Origin of the sequence: Corynebacterium tuberculostearicum, from assembly GCF_022347235.1 — a bacterium.
In the GTDB taxonomy this organism is placed as follows: domain Bacteria; phylum Actinomycetota; class Actinomycetes; order Mycobacteriales; family Mycobacteriaceae; genus Corynebacterium; species Corynebacterium tuberculostearicum_F.
Map to the genome: position 1 here is coordinate 142,426 of NZ_JAKRDX010000004.1, position 16,575 is coordinate 159,000.

Consider the following 16,575-nt stretch of genomic DNA (forward strand, 5'->3'; position numbering starts at 1 on the left):
GGCCGAGCCAGCAGCATCCCCCTTACTACCCCCCATTTAGAGTTAAATAGGTCAAAATTATCCACCTTCCGGTTTCCGTATTTTAGGTTTAAAGAACCGAAAGTTTTCCGAAAGGTGATTTCCATGAAGAAATTCCTGCTTCGCACCACCGTTGCGACTACCGCAGTTCTGGCCTTGGCCGGCTGCTCTTCTTCCTCCTCCGATTCTGCTACGGGTGGTTCCTCCGAGGGCGGCGCGGATGCGCACGGCCCCATCACTTTTGCCATGGGCAAAAATGACACGGACAAGGTGACCCCCATCATCGAAAAGTGGAATGAGCAACACCCAGACGAGAAGGTCACGCTCAAGGAACTGGCCGGCGAGGCCGACGCCCAGCGCGAGACCCTCGTGCAGTCCCTACAGGCGGGCAGCGATGACTACGATGTCATGGCCCTCGACGTGGTGTGGACCGCAGAGTTCGCAGCTAACCAGTGGCTCCAGCCGCTCAATGGTGACTTTGAAACCAATACGGATGAGCTTTTGCCGGCCACCGTGGAGTCCGCCACCTATAACGACGTGCTCTACGCCCTGCCGCAAAACACCAACGGACAGCTGCTTTTCCGCAATACCGAGCTCGCGGATAAGGCGCCGGAGAAGTTTGCGGACCTTAAGTCCGCGTGCAAGGCACTGGACAAGGGCAAGGACTGCCTGACCACCCAGCTCAAGCAGTACGAGGGTTTGGCACTCAACACCGCCGGCTTTATGGAAGGTTGGGGCGGCTCCGTCCTGGATAAGGACGGCAACGTCACCGTGGACTCCAAGGAGGCCAAGGACGGCCTGCAGGCCATGGTGGATGCCTACGAGGAGGAGACCATTTCCAAGGACTCCACCGCCGCCACCGAGGAAGAAACCAATATGGCCTTTACTGAGGGCAAGACCGCCTTCGCCATGAACTGGCCATATATGTACTCCAACGCGGTGGATGCAGGCATCGACGTCGAGGTTCAGGCCCCGCTGGGTAAGGACGGCGTAGGCGTGTCCACGCTGGGTGGCTATAACAACGGCATCAATATCAACTCCAAGAATAAGGGCACTGCGCTCGACTTCATGAAGTTCATCATCAACGAGGACAACCAGAAGTCCTTCGCGGAGCAGTCCTTCCCGCCGGTCTTGGCTTCCATCTACGATGACCCGCAGCTGCAGCAGGAATTCCCGTACCTGCCGGCGCTGAAGGAATCTCTGGAGAACGCGGCACCGCGCCCGGTTTCCCCGTTCTACTCGGCGATTTCTAAGGCCATCCAAGACAATGCCTACGCCGCATTGACGGATGGCAAGTCTGTCGATGATGCCACCGCCGATATGAAGGCGGCCATCGAATCGGCCTCCCAGGGCTAAACGCCCAATCCGGGTGAGGTAGGCGGACACCCCGCCGCCTCACCCTTTGTGGTTTTCACTCCCCTAATGGGGATAGAATCTAGCCAATACTTAGCATTTCTTGAACAGAAAGGCGGTCCAGCGTGGCTATAGCTTCGCCGACTGCGTCCAAGGGGGCGCCGAAGGGGGCGTCGGCAAGCGTGCCGAAGCCCCAGCACAAGAATTATGGGCGCGTGGCCGGGCTGATTGCTCCGGCGCTCATCGTGCTCGCCGTCATCATCGGCTACCCCATCATCCGCGCCATTTTCCTGTCCTTCCAAGGCAATAGGCACCTCAACCCGCAAACGGGGCTTTTTGAGGAAGGCGGCTTTGCCGGGCTGGAAAATTACCTGTACTGGATTAATAACCGGTGTGTTTCCGGCACTGGTCAGATTTCTACCTGCCCGCCGGGCGTTATCGCCACGGACTTTTGGCCGGCGGTAAAGATTACGCTCTTTTTCACCATCGTTACCGTGCTGCTGGAAACCATCCTGGGCATGCTGATGGCGCTCATTATGAATGGTGAGTACCGCGGCCGCGGGCTGGTGCGCGCGGCGGTGCTTATCCCCTGGGCTATTCCTACGGCCGTCACAGCCAAGCTATGGCAGTTCATGTTCGCCCCGGAGGGCATCATCAACTCGCTGCTTGGTGCGGACATTGCTTGGACCACGGACCCGTTTTACGCTCGCCTGGCTGTCATCATCGCGGACGTATGGAAGACAGCACCATTCATGGCGCTGCTCATCCTGGCCGGCCTGCAGATGATTCCCAAGGACGTTTACGATGCCGCCCGCGTGGACGGCGCCAACCGTATTCAGACCTTCTTCCGCATCACCCTCCCGCTGGTGCGCCCGGCGCTCATGGTGGCCGTGCTCTTCCGTACCCTGGATGCGCTGCGCATGTATGACCTACCGGTCATCATGATTTCTAGCTCCTCCAACTCCCCCACCGCGACCATCTCCCAGCTAGTGGTAGAGGACATGCGCCAAGGCAACTTCAACTCCGCCTCCGCGCTCTCCACCCTTATTTTCCTTCTCATCTTCGTCGTCGCCTTTATCCTCATCCGCTTCCTTGGCGCGGATGTCTCCGGCAGGAAGGCAGCTAAATAATGCGTAAATTCGGACACTATGCCGGCATCGTCTTCATCATGTTCTGGGGCCTAGCGCCCTTCTACTGGATGCTGGTGACGGCGCTGCGGGATCAGCGATTTACCTTCGATACCACCCCGTGGCCCACCCACGTCACGCTGGATAATTTCCGCGATGCCTTGGCTACCGATAAGGGAAATGACTTCCTAGCCGCGCTCGGTAACTCGCTGCTTATCTCCCTGGTCACCACCGCTGTGGCCGTGCTCATCGGCGTCTTTACCGCCTATGCACTTTCCCGGTATGACTTCCCGGGGAAGGGAATCGTGACCGGCATTATCCTGGCCGCCTCCATGTTCCCGGCCATTGCCTTGGTCACCCCGCTCTTCCAGCTCTTTGGCAACCTGGAATGGATTGGTACCTACCGCGCGATGATCATCCCCAATATTTCCTTCGCGCTTCCGCTGACGGTTTATACGCTGCTGAGCTTTTTCCGCCAGCTGCCTTGGGAACTGGAAGAAGCAGCCCGGGTGGATGGTGCCTCGCGCTCCCAGGCTTTCCGCCTCATCCTCCTGCCTCTGGCAGCACCGGCGCTATTTACCACCGCGATCATCGCCTTTATCACCACGTGGAATGAGTTCATGCTGGCCAAGCAGCTGTCCACGACCGATACCGAGCCGGTGACTGTAGCCATTGCACGCTTTTCCGGCCCGTCCGCTTTCGAGTACCCGTATGCTGCAACCATGGCCGCCGGCGCATTGGTGACCATCCCATTGGTCATCATGGTGCTCATCTTCCAGCACCGCATCGTCGCCGGTCTCACCGCAGGTGGTGTCAAGGCCTAATGCGCCGGGCCATGCTGTGGGATACCGCCTTAGGTTTCCTCGGTTTCTTTAGCCTCCTCGCGGTTATCCAAGCTGTACTCAATCTCTTCCACGACTCCCCCGCCTTATGGCCCGGCCTCCTGGCCGGCGCCCTATGCCTCCTTACCTACCTGACCTGGCGGGCGAAAAGAAAGGACCTTTCATGAGCTGGTACCACAATGCCGTCTTCTACCAGGCCCTCGTCGGCTCCTTCAAGGCCGATGGGGATAAGGAGGTAGGCACGCTGCGCGGGGTCATCGATAAGCTGGATTACCTGCAGTGGCTCGGCGTGGACTGCCTGTGGCTCTCGCCGTTTTATGCCAGCCCCTTGCGCGATGATGGCTACGATATCGCGGACTACTACTCCATCCATCCGGATTACGGCACGATGGAGGACTTTGAAGAGCTCATTGCGCAGCTGCACCGCCGCGGCATGCGCATTATGACGGATCTGGCGCTCAATCACACCAGCTCCGACCACCCGTGGTTCCAGGCCTCCCGCACGGCTCCCACCGGCCCCTATGGCGATTTCTATGTTTGGGGCGATGACCCAGAGCGCTACCCCGAAATCCGTGTCATTTTCACCGACGTGGAAACCTCCAATTGGACATGGGATGACCAGCGCGGCCAGTACTACTTCCACCGCTTCTACTCCCACCAGCCGGATTTGAACTACGATAACCCGGCCGTGCAGGAGGAAGTGTTCAAGATCTTGTCCTTCTGGATGGACAAGGGGTTGGACGGCCTGCGCCTTGATGCTATTGCTTACCTCTTTGAACGCGATGGTCTGGGTGGCGAGTCCCTGCCGGAGACCATCGAGTTTGTGGAGAAGATTCGCTCCTTCATGGACACCCACTACCCGGACGCGGTGCTCATCGCGGAGGCCAACCAGCCTCCGGCCGAGACCATGCAGTTCTATGGCAAGGGCGAGCGCTTCCACATGGTCTTCAACTTCCCGGTTATGCCGCGGTTGTACCAAGCATTGGCGCTTGCCGACGCCACCCCGGTCTACTCCATCCTCGACGAACTACCCGCCCTGCCGGATGGCTGCCAATGGGGTACCTTCCTGCGCAACCACGATGAGCTCACCCTGGAGATGGTGGACGATGACGTGCGCGAGCTAATGTATGAGGCTTTCCTCCCCGATGATGAAATGCGCGCCCATGTGGGCATTGCCCGCCGGCTGATGCCGCTGATGAACGGTGATCGCCGCAAGGTGGAGCTCATGTTCTCGCTGCTGATGACCCTGCCGGGCGCACCGTTTATCTACTACGGCGATGAGATTGGCATGCTCGATGACACCACGCTCCCAGACCGCTATGCGGTGCGCACCCCAATGCAGTGGGACGATTCCGAGCACTCTGGTTTCAGCACCAAAGCACCTTCCCGCCTTCCGGTTGTGGGAGGTACCTCCGTGGCCGCCCAGCTTGATGACGCCACCTCGTTGCTCAACACCGTTCGCTCCATGATTGCCGAGCGCCATGCCCATCCGGATCTCGGCACCGCTCCGTGCGAACCAGTAGAGACGGGCGAGGAAGCCGTCCTTGGCTACCAGCGCGGCGATCTGCTGTGCTTGCACAACTTCAGCGATCGCTCCATCGACTTGGGCCCAGTAGAGCTCGGGCCGTACGGCTACGCCTGGCTGCCAGCCTAAGCCTGAGCGCGCAGCTGCAGCCTCCTCTCCTACTGGCGCACTGCGCAACCCACAGAGAAAAGCGCCCTGTCGGTCCTTATGGGCCGACAGGGCGCTTAATAGTTGTGGTGGCCTAGTTCCACTCAGGCGCGTCTTCGAGGCGCAGCTCGGAGTAGCGCGCTTCTGGCACAGAAGCCGAATACGGCTTGCCCTGGGCTTCCCACTGCTGGTCGGAGTTGCAGCGCACGTCCTGACCGTCAGTGTCGAGCATGGTAAAGCCCCATACCAGCTTGCCCTGCGAGTTCGCAGGCAAGGTGTACGGGCCAACCACCTGGTTTAGCTTCCAGTGCTGCTCGCTGACGTAGTTGAAGCCATAGGTCTTGGTCAGCACCTTGGCCAGCTCGCCGGTGCCCTCAACGGATCCGGAGACCTCGATGGTCTGCGTGCGAGCCTGGGTAACAGTGTGCTTGACCGGTACTTCCTCGGCGTTGCGGTTTGCCACGCTAGTAGCGTCGGTCTGCTTGAACCAGCGGCGCTTTGCGGTGACGTAGGTGCCGTTTTCACCTGGCGTCGAGCAATGCGTGCCTGGCTTGTAGTCGTCGTTCCAGCGCTGGGGCAGCTCAAAGTCCCCACCGAAATCAGCGGCGTGGGCAACAGGAGCGGCCACCAGGCTCAGCGCCGCGAGGGCGCTAGCGATGGACGTCTTGCTCACGTTTAGCCCCAATCGTTGTTATCGCGGGTGGAGACCTCGATGTGGCGCTCCTTCGGCAGGGTGGCGGTGAAGGTGCCGCCGTTGGCCTGCCACTTGTGGTCGGAGCCGCACACGGTCTTCTGGCCCTCGAAGTCAGAGACAACCCAGCCGGCGCGCAGGACGGCGGTCTTGCCCGGAGCGATGTTGTACGGACCAACCTGCTCGCCTACCTCGTAGGACTGGCTATCGGTGTAGCTGGAGGAGAAGGTGAAGTTGATGAGGTCCATCAGCTTGAAGTCAACGCCGGCGGAAACATTCCAGGTCTTGGTTTTGGTTTCCTTGATAGAACGGGTAACGGGCAGCGGCTCATCGTTGTAGTTGGACACGGTCCAGGAACCGGCGGAGCCATCGAAGTAGGTGCGCTTGATGTCAACGGTCTGGCCGGTATCACCCGGGTTGGAGCAACGCTCACCGATGGTGGTCGGGTTGGCCGGGCCGAGGTCGCGCTGCGGCAGGGCGTTAGCGGCCGGAGCGAAGATGAGGCCGGAAGCAACGGCAAGAGCCGCGGTGGTAGAAGCAATCTTGGACTTGAACATGGAACTTTCTCCTTGTGTAGGTGTGGTGGGGTTTAGTAGATGGTTTGGGTGGAAACCGGCAGGTCACGGAAGTCGTCCGGAGTGACGTCCTCGGTGCGGGTATTGCCGGCCTTATCGGTGATCTTGGCCTCTGCCCAGAAGCCGCTCGGGGCGGAGGTCTGCTTGTAGTTAGAGGTGAGGTCGTAGTCTCCGCTCTTGCCGCAGTGAATCTCGCGGTAGTTAATGCGGGTCATGGTGGTGCCATACTCCACACGCACGCGCTCGCCTGGCTTGAGGTCGACGTGCTTGAGCTCGGTGCCGACCGGCATGTAGGCGCGCTTTACGGCACCGACGGACTCCAGCCAGCCCTTCGGAATATCGCCGCGGTTGCCCTGCCAGTTGGTGTATGGGGCGTGCTCGGCGCCAACGACGAAGTCAGTTACCGGTGCAAACTCGTAGTCACCCTTGGACCAGTTGAGGAAGTCCGTGGAGTAACCAGCCTTGCGGTAGGTCGGCTTTACAGCGGTGATGTCCAGCGGGTACCAGGAGCTATCGCTGGCTTCACACTTATCGCCTTCCTTAGGCCAGGAGGGATCGCGCTGCAGATCCGCAGAAGGCTGCATGATCTCATCCTTCTTCGGATCGGCGATCTTCTCTAGGCTCGGGCCGGATACAGAGGTGTAGTTACCCTCGATCGGCTTGGAGTTTGCACCCGGGGAACGGGAGGGAATTTCCATGGCCAGGTCGGACACGGAGCCGTCCGCCTTGATGATGTAGGCAAAGGCGTAGCGCTCGGCCGGGCCCTTACCGCGGATGACGTTAGAGCCTGGGATATTTTCCAAGCGGTCATCGTTGCAGCCTACGAACATGGAGATGAAGTCCTTTTCAATCACGCCGTACTCGACGCGGAAGGACTCACCCGGCTTCAGCTTCACTGGGCCGAAGGTTTCTTTATCGCGCCAGCCGTTGGTCATCTTCAGACCGATATCGGACTTAGCGGTGGTGTCCCAACCGGAAGGCAGCTTGGCCTTGGAATTGGCTTCAATCTCGTGATTGGTACCAGTTTCTACCTCGGCGGTGTAGGGCACTTCTTGGTTGGTGGTGTTTTTAAACTGCAGGGTGCCGTCGCTCATGTAGCGGCGGCCGGTTTCTGCAAAGCGCCATTCGCGCTCTGCATTATCGCCGGCGGCACTGCAGCTCTTGTAGAGGTTGGAAATGGGATATGCCTGCGGCATCGGGGGAACATCTCCCGCGTGTGCCACTGGCGTGAAGAGAGCCGCTACGGCGAGCGGTGCGAGCAAACGCAGTCCCTTTTTAATCACCAGAAGACCGTCCTTAATAGATCGTTAAAATCAGGGGAAACATTCATGAAGACTCAGGCAATCATAAGGGCTTACGGGGCACACATCAATAGCTGAATGAAAATCTTTCTAATGCTTTTATCCACCTTGAGGTGCAATAATGGGCACTCACCTGCCCAGCACCGTTAAATGTTTACAGTGGGAACTACCCCCAGATTAGGGCCCTTTGGCCTAGTGCCACCCAAGGAATTCCCAGGTTTTATGCACCGCCCACACTGTGGTGGCATTTGCCACCCAATCATTTTCCGCACCGCGTCCCCGCAGCGTTCCATTCCGCATTGACCGGGGTGCGCTAGTAATGTGGGGGCCTATGACTGACCTGAAAACCACCGCCGGCAAGATCGAGGACCTGGACGCCAAGCTCGCCGAGTCCCGCGCGCCGCTGGGAGAAGGCGAGCCGGCCGCCCGCACCCGCGTGACGCAGCTGCTCGATGAGGGCTCCTTCGTGGAAACGGACGCGCTAGCCCGCCACCGCTCTACCGACTTCGGTCGCGAGCATGACCGCCCTTATACCGATGGCGTGGTCACCGGCTACGGCACTATCGACGGCCGCCGCGTGTGCGTCTTTAGCCAGGACGGCGAAATCTTCGATGGCACGATGGGTGAGGTTTATGCCGAAAAGCTCACCAAGATATATGACCTCGCCATCAAGACCGGCGTGCCCATCATCGGCATCTATGAATCCACCGGCCCGCGTGTACAAGAAGGCATCGTCACCATGGCCGGATACGCCCGCCTCATGGCGCGTGTCTCCCAGGCTTCGGGCCTCATCCCGCAGATTTCCGTTGTCGCAGGCAATACCAGCGGCATTGCGGCGTTCGCGCCAACGTTTGCCGATGTCCTCGTAGTCACCCAGGGCACCGCCCTCCACCAGGCCGCCAGCCACGTGGCCGGCGCGGAGCCGGAAACCTTCGGCGGCGCCGCAGCCCACGCGGAATCCGGCACTGCCCACTTGGTGGCCAGCGATGACAAGCAGGCTCTGTCCCTCGTGCGCGACGTTGTGGCTTACCTACCCGCCAATAACCGCGCTGAAGCGCCGCGCGTGGAGGCCGGTAGCGTCGCGGACTTCGATCTCAATAGCGTCATCCCGGATACCGCCGCGCAGGCCTATGACATGAGCGATGTCATCAAGGCTGTCGTCGATGAAGGCTCCTTCTTCGAGCTTTCTGCCGAGGCAGCACAAAACATCCTTACCGGCTTTGCCTACATCGATGGCCGCGCCGTCGGCATCGTTGCCAACCAGCCGCTGGCGCTGGCCGGCGCTCTAGACTCCGCCGCGGCAGAAAAGGCCGCACGCTTCGTGCGTACCTGTGATGCCTTCAATACCCCCATCGTGGAATTCGTGGACTCCCCAGGCTTTGTGCCTACCCCGGAAGAGGAAAAGGCCGGACTGCTGCGCAGGGCGTCGAAGTTTGCCTATGCGCAGGCTGAAGCGAGCGTCGGAAAGCTCACTGTGATCACCCGCAAGGCCATTGGCCCGGCCTACGTATTTATGGGCGCCAAGGACCTCGGCGCGGATCTGGTCTACGCCTGGCCCACCGCAGAAATTGCCGTCACCCAGGCCTCCCAAGCTTCCCTGGCCATTTATGGCTCGGAGGACAAGGAAGAGGAGATGGACGAGCTCTTCTTGCACCCGTATGCCGCAGCAGAGCGCGGGCTGGCCGATAATGTCATCGAGCCAACGGCAACCCGCCACTACCTGGTAGAAGGCCTGCGCCTGCTAGAGCGCAAGGCCGTAGCCCAGGTACCGAAGAAGCACGGAACCGTTTAGGAGGGCACATGTCTGCACCTGAAATCAAGGTAGTAAAGGGCAATCCCACCGAGGATGAGCTCGCGGCCCTGCGCACAGTCTTAGCGCAGATGAGTGCAAAACACTCGGGCGCTACCGGCGAGCGCAATGAATGGGGCAACCCAGCCGAGCGCTTCGAGCGCTTTGGCGCGCAGCGCGTCTACAACCCCTCCGCCTTCCATACCGTGCGGTACTTCTAATGCGGCTTATCCTTGCCTCCCAATCACCCTCGCGCGCGTCTATCCTGCGCGGCGCGGGCGTGGAGCCCGTTTTAGAGCCGGCCGATATAGACGAGCGCTCCCTCGAAGCCTCGCTTGCGGGCCACCCACCGGCCGATATCGTGGCAGCCTTAGCCACCGCCAAGGCCGAAAAGGTGGCCGAGCGCTACCCCACCGAGCCCGTCATCGGCGGCGATTCCATGCTGCTGCTCGACGGCGAGCTACAAGGCAAGCCCCATACCGAGGAAGCCACCATCGAGCGCTGGCACCAGCAAGCCGGCCGCACAGCCGAGCTGCTTACCGGCCACTGCCTCATCTTTGGCAATAAGCGCCATGTGGAAACATCCACCACCACGGTGCACTTTGCCCAGGCCAGCGAGGCCGATATCGCAGCATATGCCTACTCCGGCGAGCCTCTCCACTGCGCCGGCGCCTTTACCTTGGAGGCCATGGGCGGCTGGTTCATTGACCGCATCGAGGGCGATCCTTCCTCCGTTATCGGGCTATCGCTGCCGGTGGTGCGCCGCGCGCTCTATGCCTTTGAGCTGAACGTCTCCGATTTCTGGTAGCAGCGCGCCGGCGTCGCTACAGTGGGGTGGCATGGAAATGAAAGACATGCTTGCCCCAAAACCCATTGAGCTGCCGGCCGATCCCGGCGCAGAGTCCACCTCGGATCTCGCCGCCGGCATTGTTGCCCACCCCGATTCCCCGCTGCTATGGGCGCTCCTGGCGGAGCAGGAGCTCAAGAAGCAGGAAGGCTCCGAGCCGGCCGCTTTCATCACCGCCTACGCCTACGCGCGCACGGGCTACCACCGCAGCCTCGACCGCCTGCGTGGCAATGGTTGGAAGGGTTGGGGCCCTGTCCCCTTCTCCCATGAACCGAACCAGGGTGTCCTACGCGCCATCGCCGCGCTCGGCCACGCAGCCAAGGCCATCGGCGAGGACGACGAGTACGACCGCATTCGCCAGATGCTTTCCGACGCCGACCCAGACAGCGTCGCTACCCTCCTCGACTAATCCTGGAGTTCCCGCATGCCTGCCGTGACACCACGCTGCCTACGCCGCTTCTCCGCCGCCGTATTGCTTGCTACTACCCTGCCGCTCGCGCTAAGCGCCTGCGGTGCTCAGGAGGATTCTTCTTCCTCCCCAGAGCCGGTCTTTTCCAGCCAAGCACCTGCCGAGGATGAATCCTCCGGCGGGGAGGATGCGGATTCCGCTGCAGCACCCTCCCCGTCCGAGTCCACCGACGGGGGCGAGGAGGAAACCACGCAGCAGCAGGATAAGGCCAAGGACAGCGAGTGCACGGAGCTGCCCAACGACCCGCGCAAGGTCTACGCCTCTGGCACGGCTCCCGGGCGCATGCCCGCCGATGATGGCAGTGATTTCAATTACTGGATCGCCGATATCGATAACTCCTATGACCCGTGCGCCACGATTAGCTGGATCATCTTCCGCGGCTCAATGGGTGACTTGAACGGTCCGGCGGGCACCGGCGCTTCGATTGCTGATGGCATAGCCTTCTACGTCAATGGCGCTCCGGCCAAGGACATGTCCGTCTTCGATAAGGTAGAGAGCATCACCCCGGTCTCAGACAACGAGGTCGATTTCACGTGGGGAGAGCGCAGCCGCACCACCGCAGAGGGTATTACCGCCCACCACACCGTGCGCCTGCAGGCACAGGGCGATTCCCTTGAACCGGTGTCTGGTGAAGTCGAGGAATTCAACAAAATGTGGGTTGACCTTCCCAGCTACCAGCTGGGCACCTACGACTAACTTTTAGGCCGGCATTTAATCGCCCGGGCCTGCAATACAATGCGCCCCAGCGGAATTTCGCTGGGGCGCTCGTCGTTGCTCGCTTAATTGAGCAATCAGCTCATGACGGTGCTAGTCCATCTTGTCCAGGATGTCGCCGGTGTTTTGCGCAATGCGCACGTTCGCCACCATGGCTTCCAGGAATAGCCTGATGGCAACCATGATTGCGTAGTAGATGACAGTGCTCAGTACCGCCAGGAAGATGAAGGCAAAAATGCTTCCGAAGATGGCGGACGCGGAATCTTCCTGAATGCCATAAATGCCCATGCCGGTGGCGAATAAGAAGGCACCGAGAAGGTGAAGGATCCACATGATGCCACCAAGAATCATGGCGACCTTGTAGATTTCCTTCACGTGGGTGAGGGTCAGGAAGTGCTTAAACTCGAACTCAAAGAGCCCGCCCAATAGGCCGTCCTTCTTGCCCAAGCCCTTGAGGGTGTCACTCATCTGGCTCTTCTTATCACCAAGAGTCTGGCCAGAATCGGCAGAAGCTTCACCTGCTGGCGGGAACTGTCCGAATCCCTGGCTCGTGCCCTGCTGCTGGGTATAGCCGCCGAAAACCGGCTGATCGCTAGCGGACTGGGCGGAACCGAATTGGTTGCCGTTCGCAGCAGCGTCCGACGACGCCGAATCCGTAAATGGATTATGCGCACGGGAAGCAGCGCCCTCGCTTGGGGTGGAGGACTTCGAAGAGGCCCAGAAGTCAGAGGAGTTGCCCTCCGCGCTCGGCTTCGGGGAGGAAAGGTCACTCGAATTTCCAGACTTACCAGGCTTCTCGGTGTGGCCGAAAGGCTTCGTCTCCTTGGCATCGGTAGAGCCGAATTCCTTGGTCTCGTTCACCTCGGAGGCGCCGGTGACCCCAGCGCTTTTCGCCGCGTCCTCGGCGCTGTGCTGCGGGGTCTCGGAAAAATCGCGCGGAGAAAAATCCTTCGGGAACCCGTCGGAGTTGAAATCATTATCAGCCATAATCTGGTCCTTAGAAAATGCTTTAGGGGATGGTAGGAAAAGGCCCCACGGTCACCCGTGGGGCCACTTGGCAGAATACAGCGTGCGCTAGGCGTTCGCGTCCTGAACGCGACGAATCGCCTCGGCGGCAACCTTTTCTTGGATGCCCATGTCTAGTTCGGAAGTGAAGCCAACGCAGGAACAGTTGATCTCGCCGAGGACATAGGTGTCGGTGCCATCCGGGGCATCGTCAAGCATGAAGTCCGCGGTCCAAATCAGCGGAACGTCCTTGGTATCGCCGAGCTTTTCTGCGATAACGGGGCGAGCCTTCTCGAACATCTCGAGCAACTCCGGCCAAGACTCCGGCTTATCGTAGGTGTACTTTGCGCCGGAGAAGAGCGTGGCAGAGAAGTTGTCGCCGCCTTCTGCTGGCTTCTTGTGCACGATGAATACCGGCTCATCGCCCACGAGGAGAATGCGGATTTCGCCCTCCACAATGCGCGGCATAAAACGCATGTCCACCAGCATGCCGTTATCGCCCTCAATGTACTGGTCACAGAAGTCCATGAAGGCGCCCAGCTTATAGTCGTGGGTCTGATTGTCTACTGCCTCGGTGCACTTCAGGGCGGTATCGAGCGGGAGCGCGGTGCCCGGTTCTACGGACTGGGCAAGCTCCTGGTCCGCGAGGCGCACGCGCCAGATGCCCTCACCGGTGGAACCGCGGTTTTGCTTGAGTACACGCTCGCCATAAGACAGCGAGGTGGGGAAAGTATTGTGCAGCTCTTCTACCTCGTAGTACGCGGCAGTATCGTCCGGCACCAGCGGGGTGTCATTGAGCTTGACCAGTGCATCCTTGGCGCCGTAGGCCATCATGTCCGCCGGAGTGGACATGCCTACCAGGCCGGCATCTGCCAGCTTGGTGAGCATTTGGAAGTAGCCCTTTTCGCCACCGGGGATATTGCCTGGGTTCACGCGAGAGATATAAGCATCAAAGTTTTCAGAAACCTGGGCGTAGATTTCCTCTGCCTTGTCTGGGTGGAAGTAGATGACCTCCGCATCCCAGCCTTGTTCCTTGATCGCGTTGACGATCGGCATGGTGTCCTTACGGTGACCATCTGCGCCTTTATCGGAGCCGCCCTCTACCTCAAATACAACGATTGCCTTGTGCACTAGCAGTTCCCTTCTTAGGTGGTGTTCATAGCACGTTTTCGCACCATATCCCAAGTTTATCCCAGCTTTTCCTCCCCCGCGCGGCCAACTGCCCCCTCCGCCTAACCCCGTCGGCCGGCGCCCCTATTTCCCGGCCGAGCCCTGTATCGCACACCACAGGAATGATCCCCGGGTGATCACCACGGGAAAATTCGGGTTAAAGTGGTGGGAGCAAATTACTAACCCTTATAGGAAAGGCAGGCGGACAGTGGCTGACGTTGATCCCTATCCCCCATTTCAGGAATACGCACACCCCGAGCGCCTCGTGTCTGCACCGTGGCTGTCCGCACGCCTAGGCATCAAGGGCCTGCGCGTCATTGAGGTCGATGAAGACTCGCTCCTCTATGACATTGGCCATATCCCCACCGCCACCCGCATCAACTTCCGCACGGAACTACTGAGCCCACTTACTCGCGATTTCATCGATGGCAAAGAGTTCACTGCCTTGATGCGGGATAAGGGCATTAATGCCGACGATACGATTGTCCTGTATGGCGATAAGTCCAATTGGTGGGCCGCCTACGCCCTGTGGGTATTTACCCTCTTTGGCCACAAGGATGTTCGCCTGCTCGATGGTGGCCGCAATGCCTGGATGGCCGAGGAACGCGATACTTCCTTCATGGTGCCGGACTTCCCCGAATCCGAATACCCCGAGGTAAGCCGCGATGATTCCGTCCTGCGTGCCTTCGTAGACCAGGTACGCGAGTCCGAAGGAGCGCTCGTGGATACCCGCTCCCCAGAGGAGTTTGCGGGCGAGGCCACCGAGCACGATCCCAATGGCGATTCCGCCTACGGCACCACCATGCGCCACGGCCACATCCCCGGCGCCATCAACCTCGAGTGGGACCGTTCCAACTATCCCAACTCCTGCTTCCGCTCGGCCGAGGAGCTCAAGGTTAATTACGGAATGTTGGAGCCTGAATCTGCAACGATCCTCTACTCCCACGTGGGCGCGCAGGCCGCGCACACCTGGTTTGTGTTGACGCATCTTTTGGGATTCACAAAGACGCAGGTCTACGATGGTTCGTGGTCTGAGTGGGGCAATATGGTGAAAATGCCGATTGAGCGTTAACTTTTTCGGTTTCGCCACATAAACCCATATCCGGCATGGATGTGGGTTTATTTTTGTTCAGAAACATCCCCACTCGCGTGCGTGAAAATTAACTCATGCTTTTGTGTGCAAGAATAGATTGCGTATTCAACCTAATGTGTTCAGGAGGTTGCTGCCGTGGCAGTAGAAACCAAAAAGATCTCTAAGGTTCTCGTGGCTAACCGCGGTGAGATCGCCGTTCGCGTGATCCGCGCGGCCCGCGACGCTGGCATTGCCTCCGTCGCCGTCTACGCCGAGCCAGACGCCCAGGCACCTTTTGCCTCGCTTGCCGACGAAGCCTTTGCCCTCGGCGGCACCACTTCTGCCGAGTCCTACCTCGTCTTTGACAAGATTCTGGACGCCGCAGAAAAGTCCGGCGCCGATGCCATCCACCCTGGCTATGGCTTCTTGTCTGAAAACGCCGACTTTGCCCAGGCCGTCATCGACGCCGGCCTGACCTGGATCGGCCCCTCCCCCGAGTCCATCCGTGACTTGGGCGATAAGGTCACCGCGCGGCACATCGCCGAGCGTGCCGAAGCCCCCATGGCCCCAGGCACCAAAGATCCGGTAGCCGGCGCCGATGAGGTGCAGTCCTTCGCCATGGAATACGGCCTGCCCGTAGCCATCAAGGCTGCCTTCGGCGGCGGCGGCCGCGGCATGAAGGTGGCCTACTCCGCAGAGGAAATCCCCGAGCTTTTTGAATCCGCCACCCGTGAGGCCACCTCCGCCTTCGGCCGCGGCGAGTGCTTCGTAGAGCGTTACCTGGACCGAGCCCGCCACGTCGAGGCCCAGGTACTGGCGGATAAGCACGGCAACGTAGTCGTCGTCGGCACGCGCGATTGCTCCCTGCAGCGCCGCTTCCAAAAGCTGGTCGAAGAAGCCCCGGCTCCTTTCCTCACCGATGAGCAGCGCGCCTCCATCCACGAGTCCGCCAAGCGCATCTGCCGCGAGGCCGGCTACTACGGCGCAGGCACCGTGGAATACCTGGTGGGAGCCGATGGTCTCATTTCCTTCCTAGAGGTCAATACCCGCCTGCAGGTGGAGCACCCAGTTTCCGAGGAAACTACGGGCCTCGATCTCGTGCGCGAGCAATTCCGTATCGCTGAGGGCCACGAGCTCTCGCTCAAGGAAGACCCCACCCCGCGTGGCCACGCCTTCGAGTTCCGCATCAACGGCGAGGATGCCGCGGCGAACTTCATGCCAGCCCCTGGCACCATCGTGAAGTACTCCGAGCCAGCAGGTCCGGGCGTGCGCGTTGATTCCGGCGTCGTCCAGGGCTCCGTTATTGGCGGCCAATTCGATTCCATGCTGGCCAAGCTCATCGTTTGGGGCCCAGACCGCGAGACCGCGCTGCGTCGCTCCGCCCGCGCCCTGTCCGAGTACACGGTGGAGGGCCTGCCCACCGTTATCCCGTTTGACCAGGCTGTCGTTGCTGACCCCGCCTTCGCTGCAGAAGACGGCAACTTCCGTGTCTACACCAAGTGGATCGAAGAGGAATGGGATAACCAGCTTCCCGCCCACGATGAGTCCACCGATGCCGAAGCCGCCGAGGCCGAGCCTTCCCAGGTGCACACCGTGGAAATTGACGGCCGCCGCATCGAGGTTGCCCTCCCCGCCTCCTTCGGCACCAATGGAACCCCACGCAAAAAGAAGAAGCGCAAGGGCTCTGGCGCCAAGGCCGCCGTATCCGGCGACGCCGTTACCTCCCCAATGCAGGGCACGGTCATCAAGGTCAACGTCGAAGAAGGCCAAGAGGTCACCGAGGGCGAGGTCCTCCTCGTGCTCGAGGCCATGAAGATGGAAAACCCCGTCAAGGCACATAAGGCCGGCACCGTTACCGGCTTGGCAGTGGAAGCAGGCGCTTCTACCACCAAGGGCAGCGTACTGCTGGAAATCAAGTAGCCTGCCCCGC

17 protein-coding genes are annotated in these 16,575 nt (G+C 60.2%); 12 read left to right on the forward strand and 5 right to left on the reverse strand.

Annotated features, from left to right (window positions below):
- Window positions 1-123: 123 nt before the first annotated feature.
- The 5 genes from MHK09_RS03690 (at window position 124) to MHK09_RS03710 (ending at window position 4,994) form a co-directional block, all read left to right on the forward strand.
- Entirely contained in the window at window positions 124-1,374 is a 1,251-nt protein-coding gene (locus tag MHK09_RS03690) for an ABC transporter substrate-binding protein (protein ID WP_250412689.1), read from the forward strand.
- 122 nt (window positions 1,375-1,496) lie between these two features.
- Entirely contained in the window at window positions 1,497-2,501 is a 1,005-nt protein-coding gene (locus MHK09_RS03695; protein WP_436232068.1) for a carbohydrate ABC transporter permease, read from the forward strand.
- Window positions 2,501-3,322 carry a carbohydrate ABC transporter permease gene (locus tag MHK09_RS03700; RefSeq protein WP_005322533.1) on the forward strand — a complete coding sequence of 274 codons (822 nt, stop codon included), beginning with the start codon at window positions 2,501-2,503 and terminating at the stop codon, window positions 3,320-3,322. Before MHK09_RS03695 ends, MHK09_RS03700 begins: the two co-directional genes overlap by 1 nt.
- Window positions 3,322-3,507, forward strand: coding sequence for a hypothetical protein (locus tag MHK09_RS03705; protein WP_198492605.1), 186 nt, complete (start codon window positions 3,322-3,324; stop codon window positions 3,505-3,507). The genes MHK09_RS03700 and MHK09_RS03705 overlap by 1 nt, the downstream gene beginning before the upstream one ends.
- Window positions 3,504-4,994, forward strand: coding sequence for an alpha-amylase family protein (locus MHK09_RS03710; protein WP_005326719.1), 1,491 nt, complete (start codon window positions 3,504-3,506; stop codon window positions 4,992-4,994). Before MHK09_RS03705 ends, MHK09_RS03710 begins: the two co-directional genes overlap by 4 nt.
- A gap of 112 nt (window positions 4,995-5,106) precedes the next feature.
- Here the strand turns inward: MHK09_RS03710 and MHK09_RS03715 are convergent, their stop codons facing one another.
- The 3 genes from MHK09_RS03715 to MHK09_RS03725 are packed head-to-tail and all read right to left on the reverse strand — an operon-like array spanning window position 5,107 to window position 7,561.
- Window positions 5,107-5,685: a hypothetical protein gene (locus MHK09_RS03715; protein ID WP_005326721.1), complete on the reverse strand. Its 579-nt coding sequence runs from the start codon at window positions 5,683-5,685 to the stop codon at window positions 5,107-5,109.
- Between the two features lie 2 nt (window positions 5,686-5,687).
- The gene (locus tag MHK09_RS03720) at window positions 5,688-6,260 is read right to left on the reverse strand and encodes a hypothetical protein (protein WP_005322542.1); all 573 of its coding nucleotides are present in this window, start codon (window positions 6,258-6,260) and stop codon (window positions 5,688-5,690) included.
- Between the two features lie 32 nt (window positions 6,261-6,292).
- Entirely contained in the window at window positions 6,293-7,561 is a 1,269-nt protein-coding gene (locus MHK09_RS03725; RefSeq protein ID WP_250412690.1) for a hypothetical protein, read from the reverse strand.
- 349 nt (window positions 7,562-7,910) lie between these two features.
- On the opposite strand from MHK09_RS03725, the gene MHK09_RS03730 reads away from it, so the two are divergent.
- The 5 genes from MHK09_RS03730 to MHK09_RS03750 are packed head-to-tail and all read left to right on the forward strand — an operon-like array spanning window position 7,911 to window position 11,380.
- Window positions 7,911-9,371 carry an acyl-CoA carboxylase subunit beta gene (locus MHK09_RS03730; protein WP_250412691.1) on the forward strand — a complete coding sequence of 487 codons (1,461 nt, stop codon included), beginning with the start codon at window positions 7,911-7,913 and terminating at the stop codon, window positions 9,369-9,371.
- 8 nt (window positions 9,372-9,379) lie between these two features.
- On the forward strand, window positions 9,380-9,589 hold the full coding sequence (locus MHK09_RS03735; protein ID WP_198492599.1) for an acyl-CoA carboxylase subunit epsilon: 210 nt from the start codon (window positions 9,380-9,382) through the stop codon (window positions 9,587-9,589).
- Window positions 9,589-10,176, forward strand: coding sequence for a Maf family protein (locus MHK09_RS03740; RefSeq protein WP_250412692.1), 588 nt, complete (start codon window positions 9,589-9,591; stop codon window positions 10,174-10,176). The genes MHK09_RS03735 and MHK09_RS03740 overlap by 1 nt, the downstream gene beginning before the upstream one ends.
- A gap of 31 nt (window positions 10,177-10,207) precedes the next feature.
- Window positions 10,208-10,624, forward strand: a complete 417-nt coding sequence (locus MHK09_RS03745; protein WP_250412693.1) for a DUF3151 domain-containing protein — start codon at window positions 10,208-10,210, stop codon at window positions 10,622-10,624.
- A gap of 15 nt (window positions 10,625-10,639) precedes the next feature.
- Window positions 10,640-11,380 carry a hypothetical protein gene (locus MHK09_RS03750; RefSeq protein WP_250412694.1) on the forward strand — a complete coding sequence of 247 codons (741 nt, stop codon included), beginning with the start codon at window positions 10,640-10,642 and terminating at the stop codon, window positions 11,378-11,380.
- 111 nt (window positions 11,381-11,491) lie between these two features.
- Here MHK09_RS03750 and MHK09_RS03755 read toward each other — a convergent pair whose 3' ends face one another.
- Together MHK09_RS03755 and MHK09_RS03760 are read right to left on the reverse strand one after the other, a co-directional pair.
- Window positions 11,492-12,385, reverse strand: a complete 894-nt coding sequence (locus MHK09_RS03755; RefSeq protein WP_250412695.1) for a DUF4282 domain-containing protein — start codon at window positions 12,383-12,385, stop codon at window positions 11,492-11,494.
- Between the two features lie 87 nt (window positions 12,386-12,472).
- Window positions 12,473-13,534, reverse strand: coding sequence for a Cj0069 family protein (locus MHK09_RS03760; protein WP_250411331.1), 1,062 nt, complete (start codon window positions 13,532-13,534; stop codon window positions 12,473-12,475).
- 247 nt (window positions 13,535-13,781) lie between these two features.
- Between MHK09_RS03760 and MHK09_RS03765 the strand changes: the two genes are divergently transcribed.
- Together MHK09_RS03765 and MHK09_RS03770 are read left to right on the forward strand one after the other, a co-directional pair.
- Window positions 13,782-14,645, forward strand: a complete 864-nt coding sequence (locus tag MHK09_RS03765; RefSeq protein ID WP_150850515.1) for a sulfurtransferase — start codon at window positions 13,782-13,784, stop codon at window positions 14,643-14,645.
- A gap of 156 nt (window positions 14,646-14,801) precedes the next feature.
- The gene (locus tag MHK09_RS03770; RefSeq protein ID WP_250412696.1) at window positions 14,802-16,565 is read left to right on the forward strand and encodes an acetyl/propionyl/methylcrotonyl-CoA carboxylase subunit alpha; all 1,764 of its coding nucleotides are present in this window, start codon (window positions 14,802-14,804) and stop codon (window positions 16,563-16,565) included.
- Window positions 16,566-16,575 lie beyond the last annotated feature (10 nt).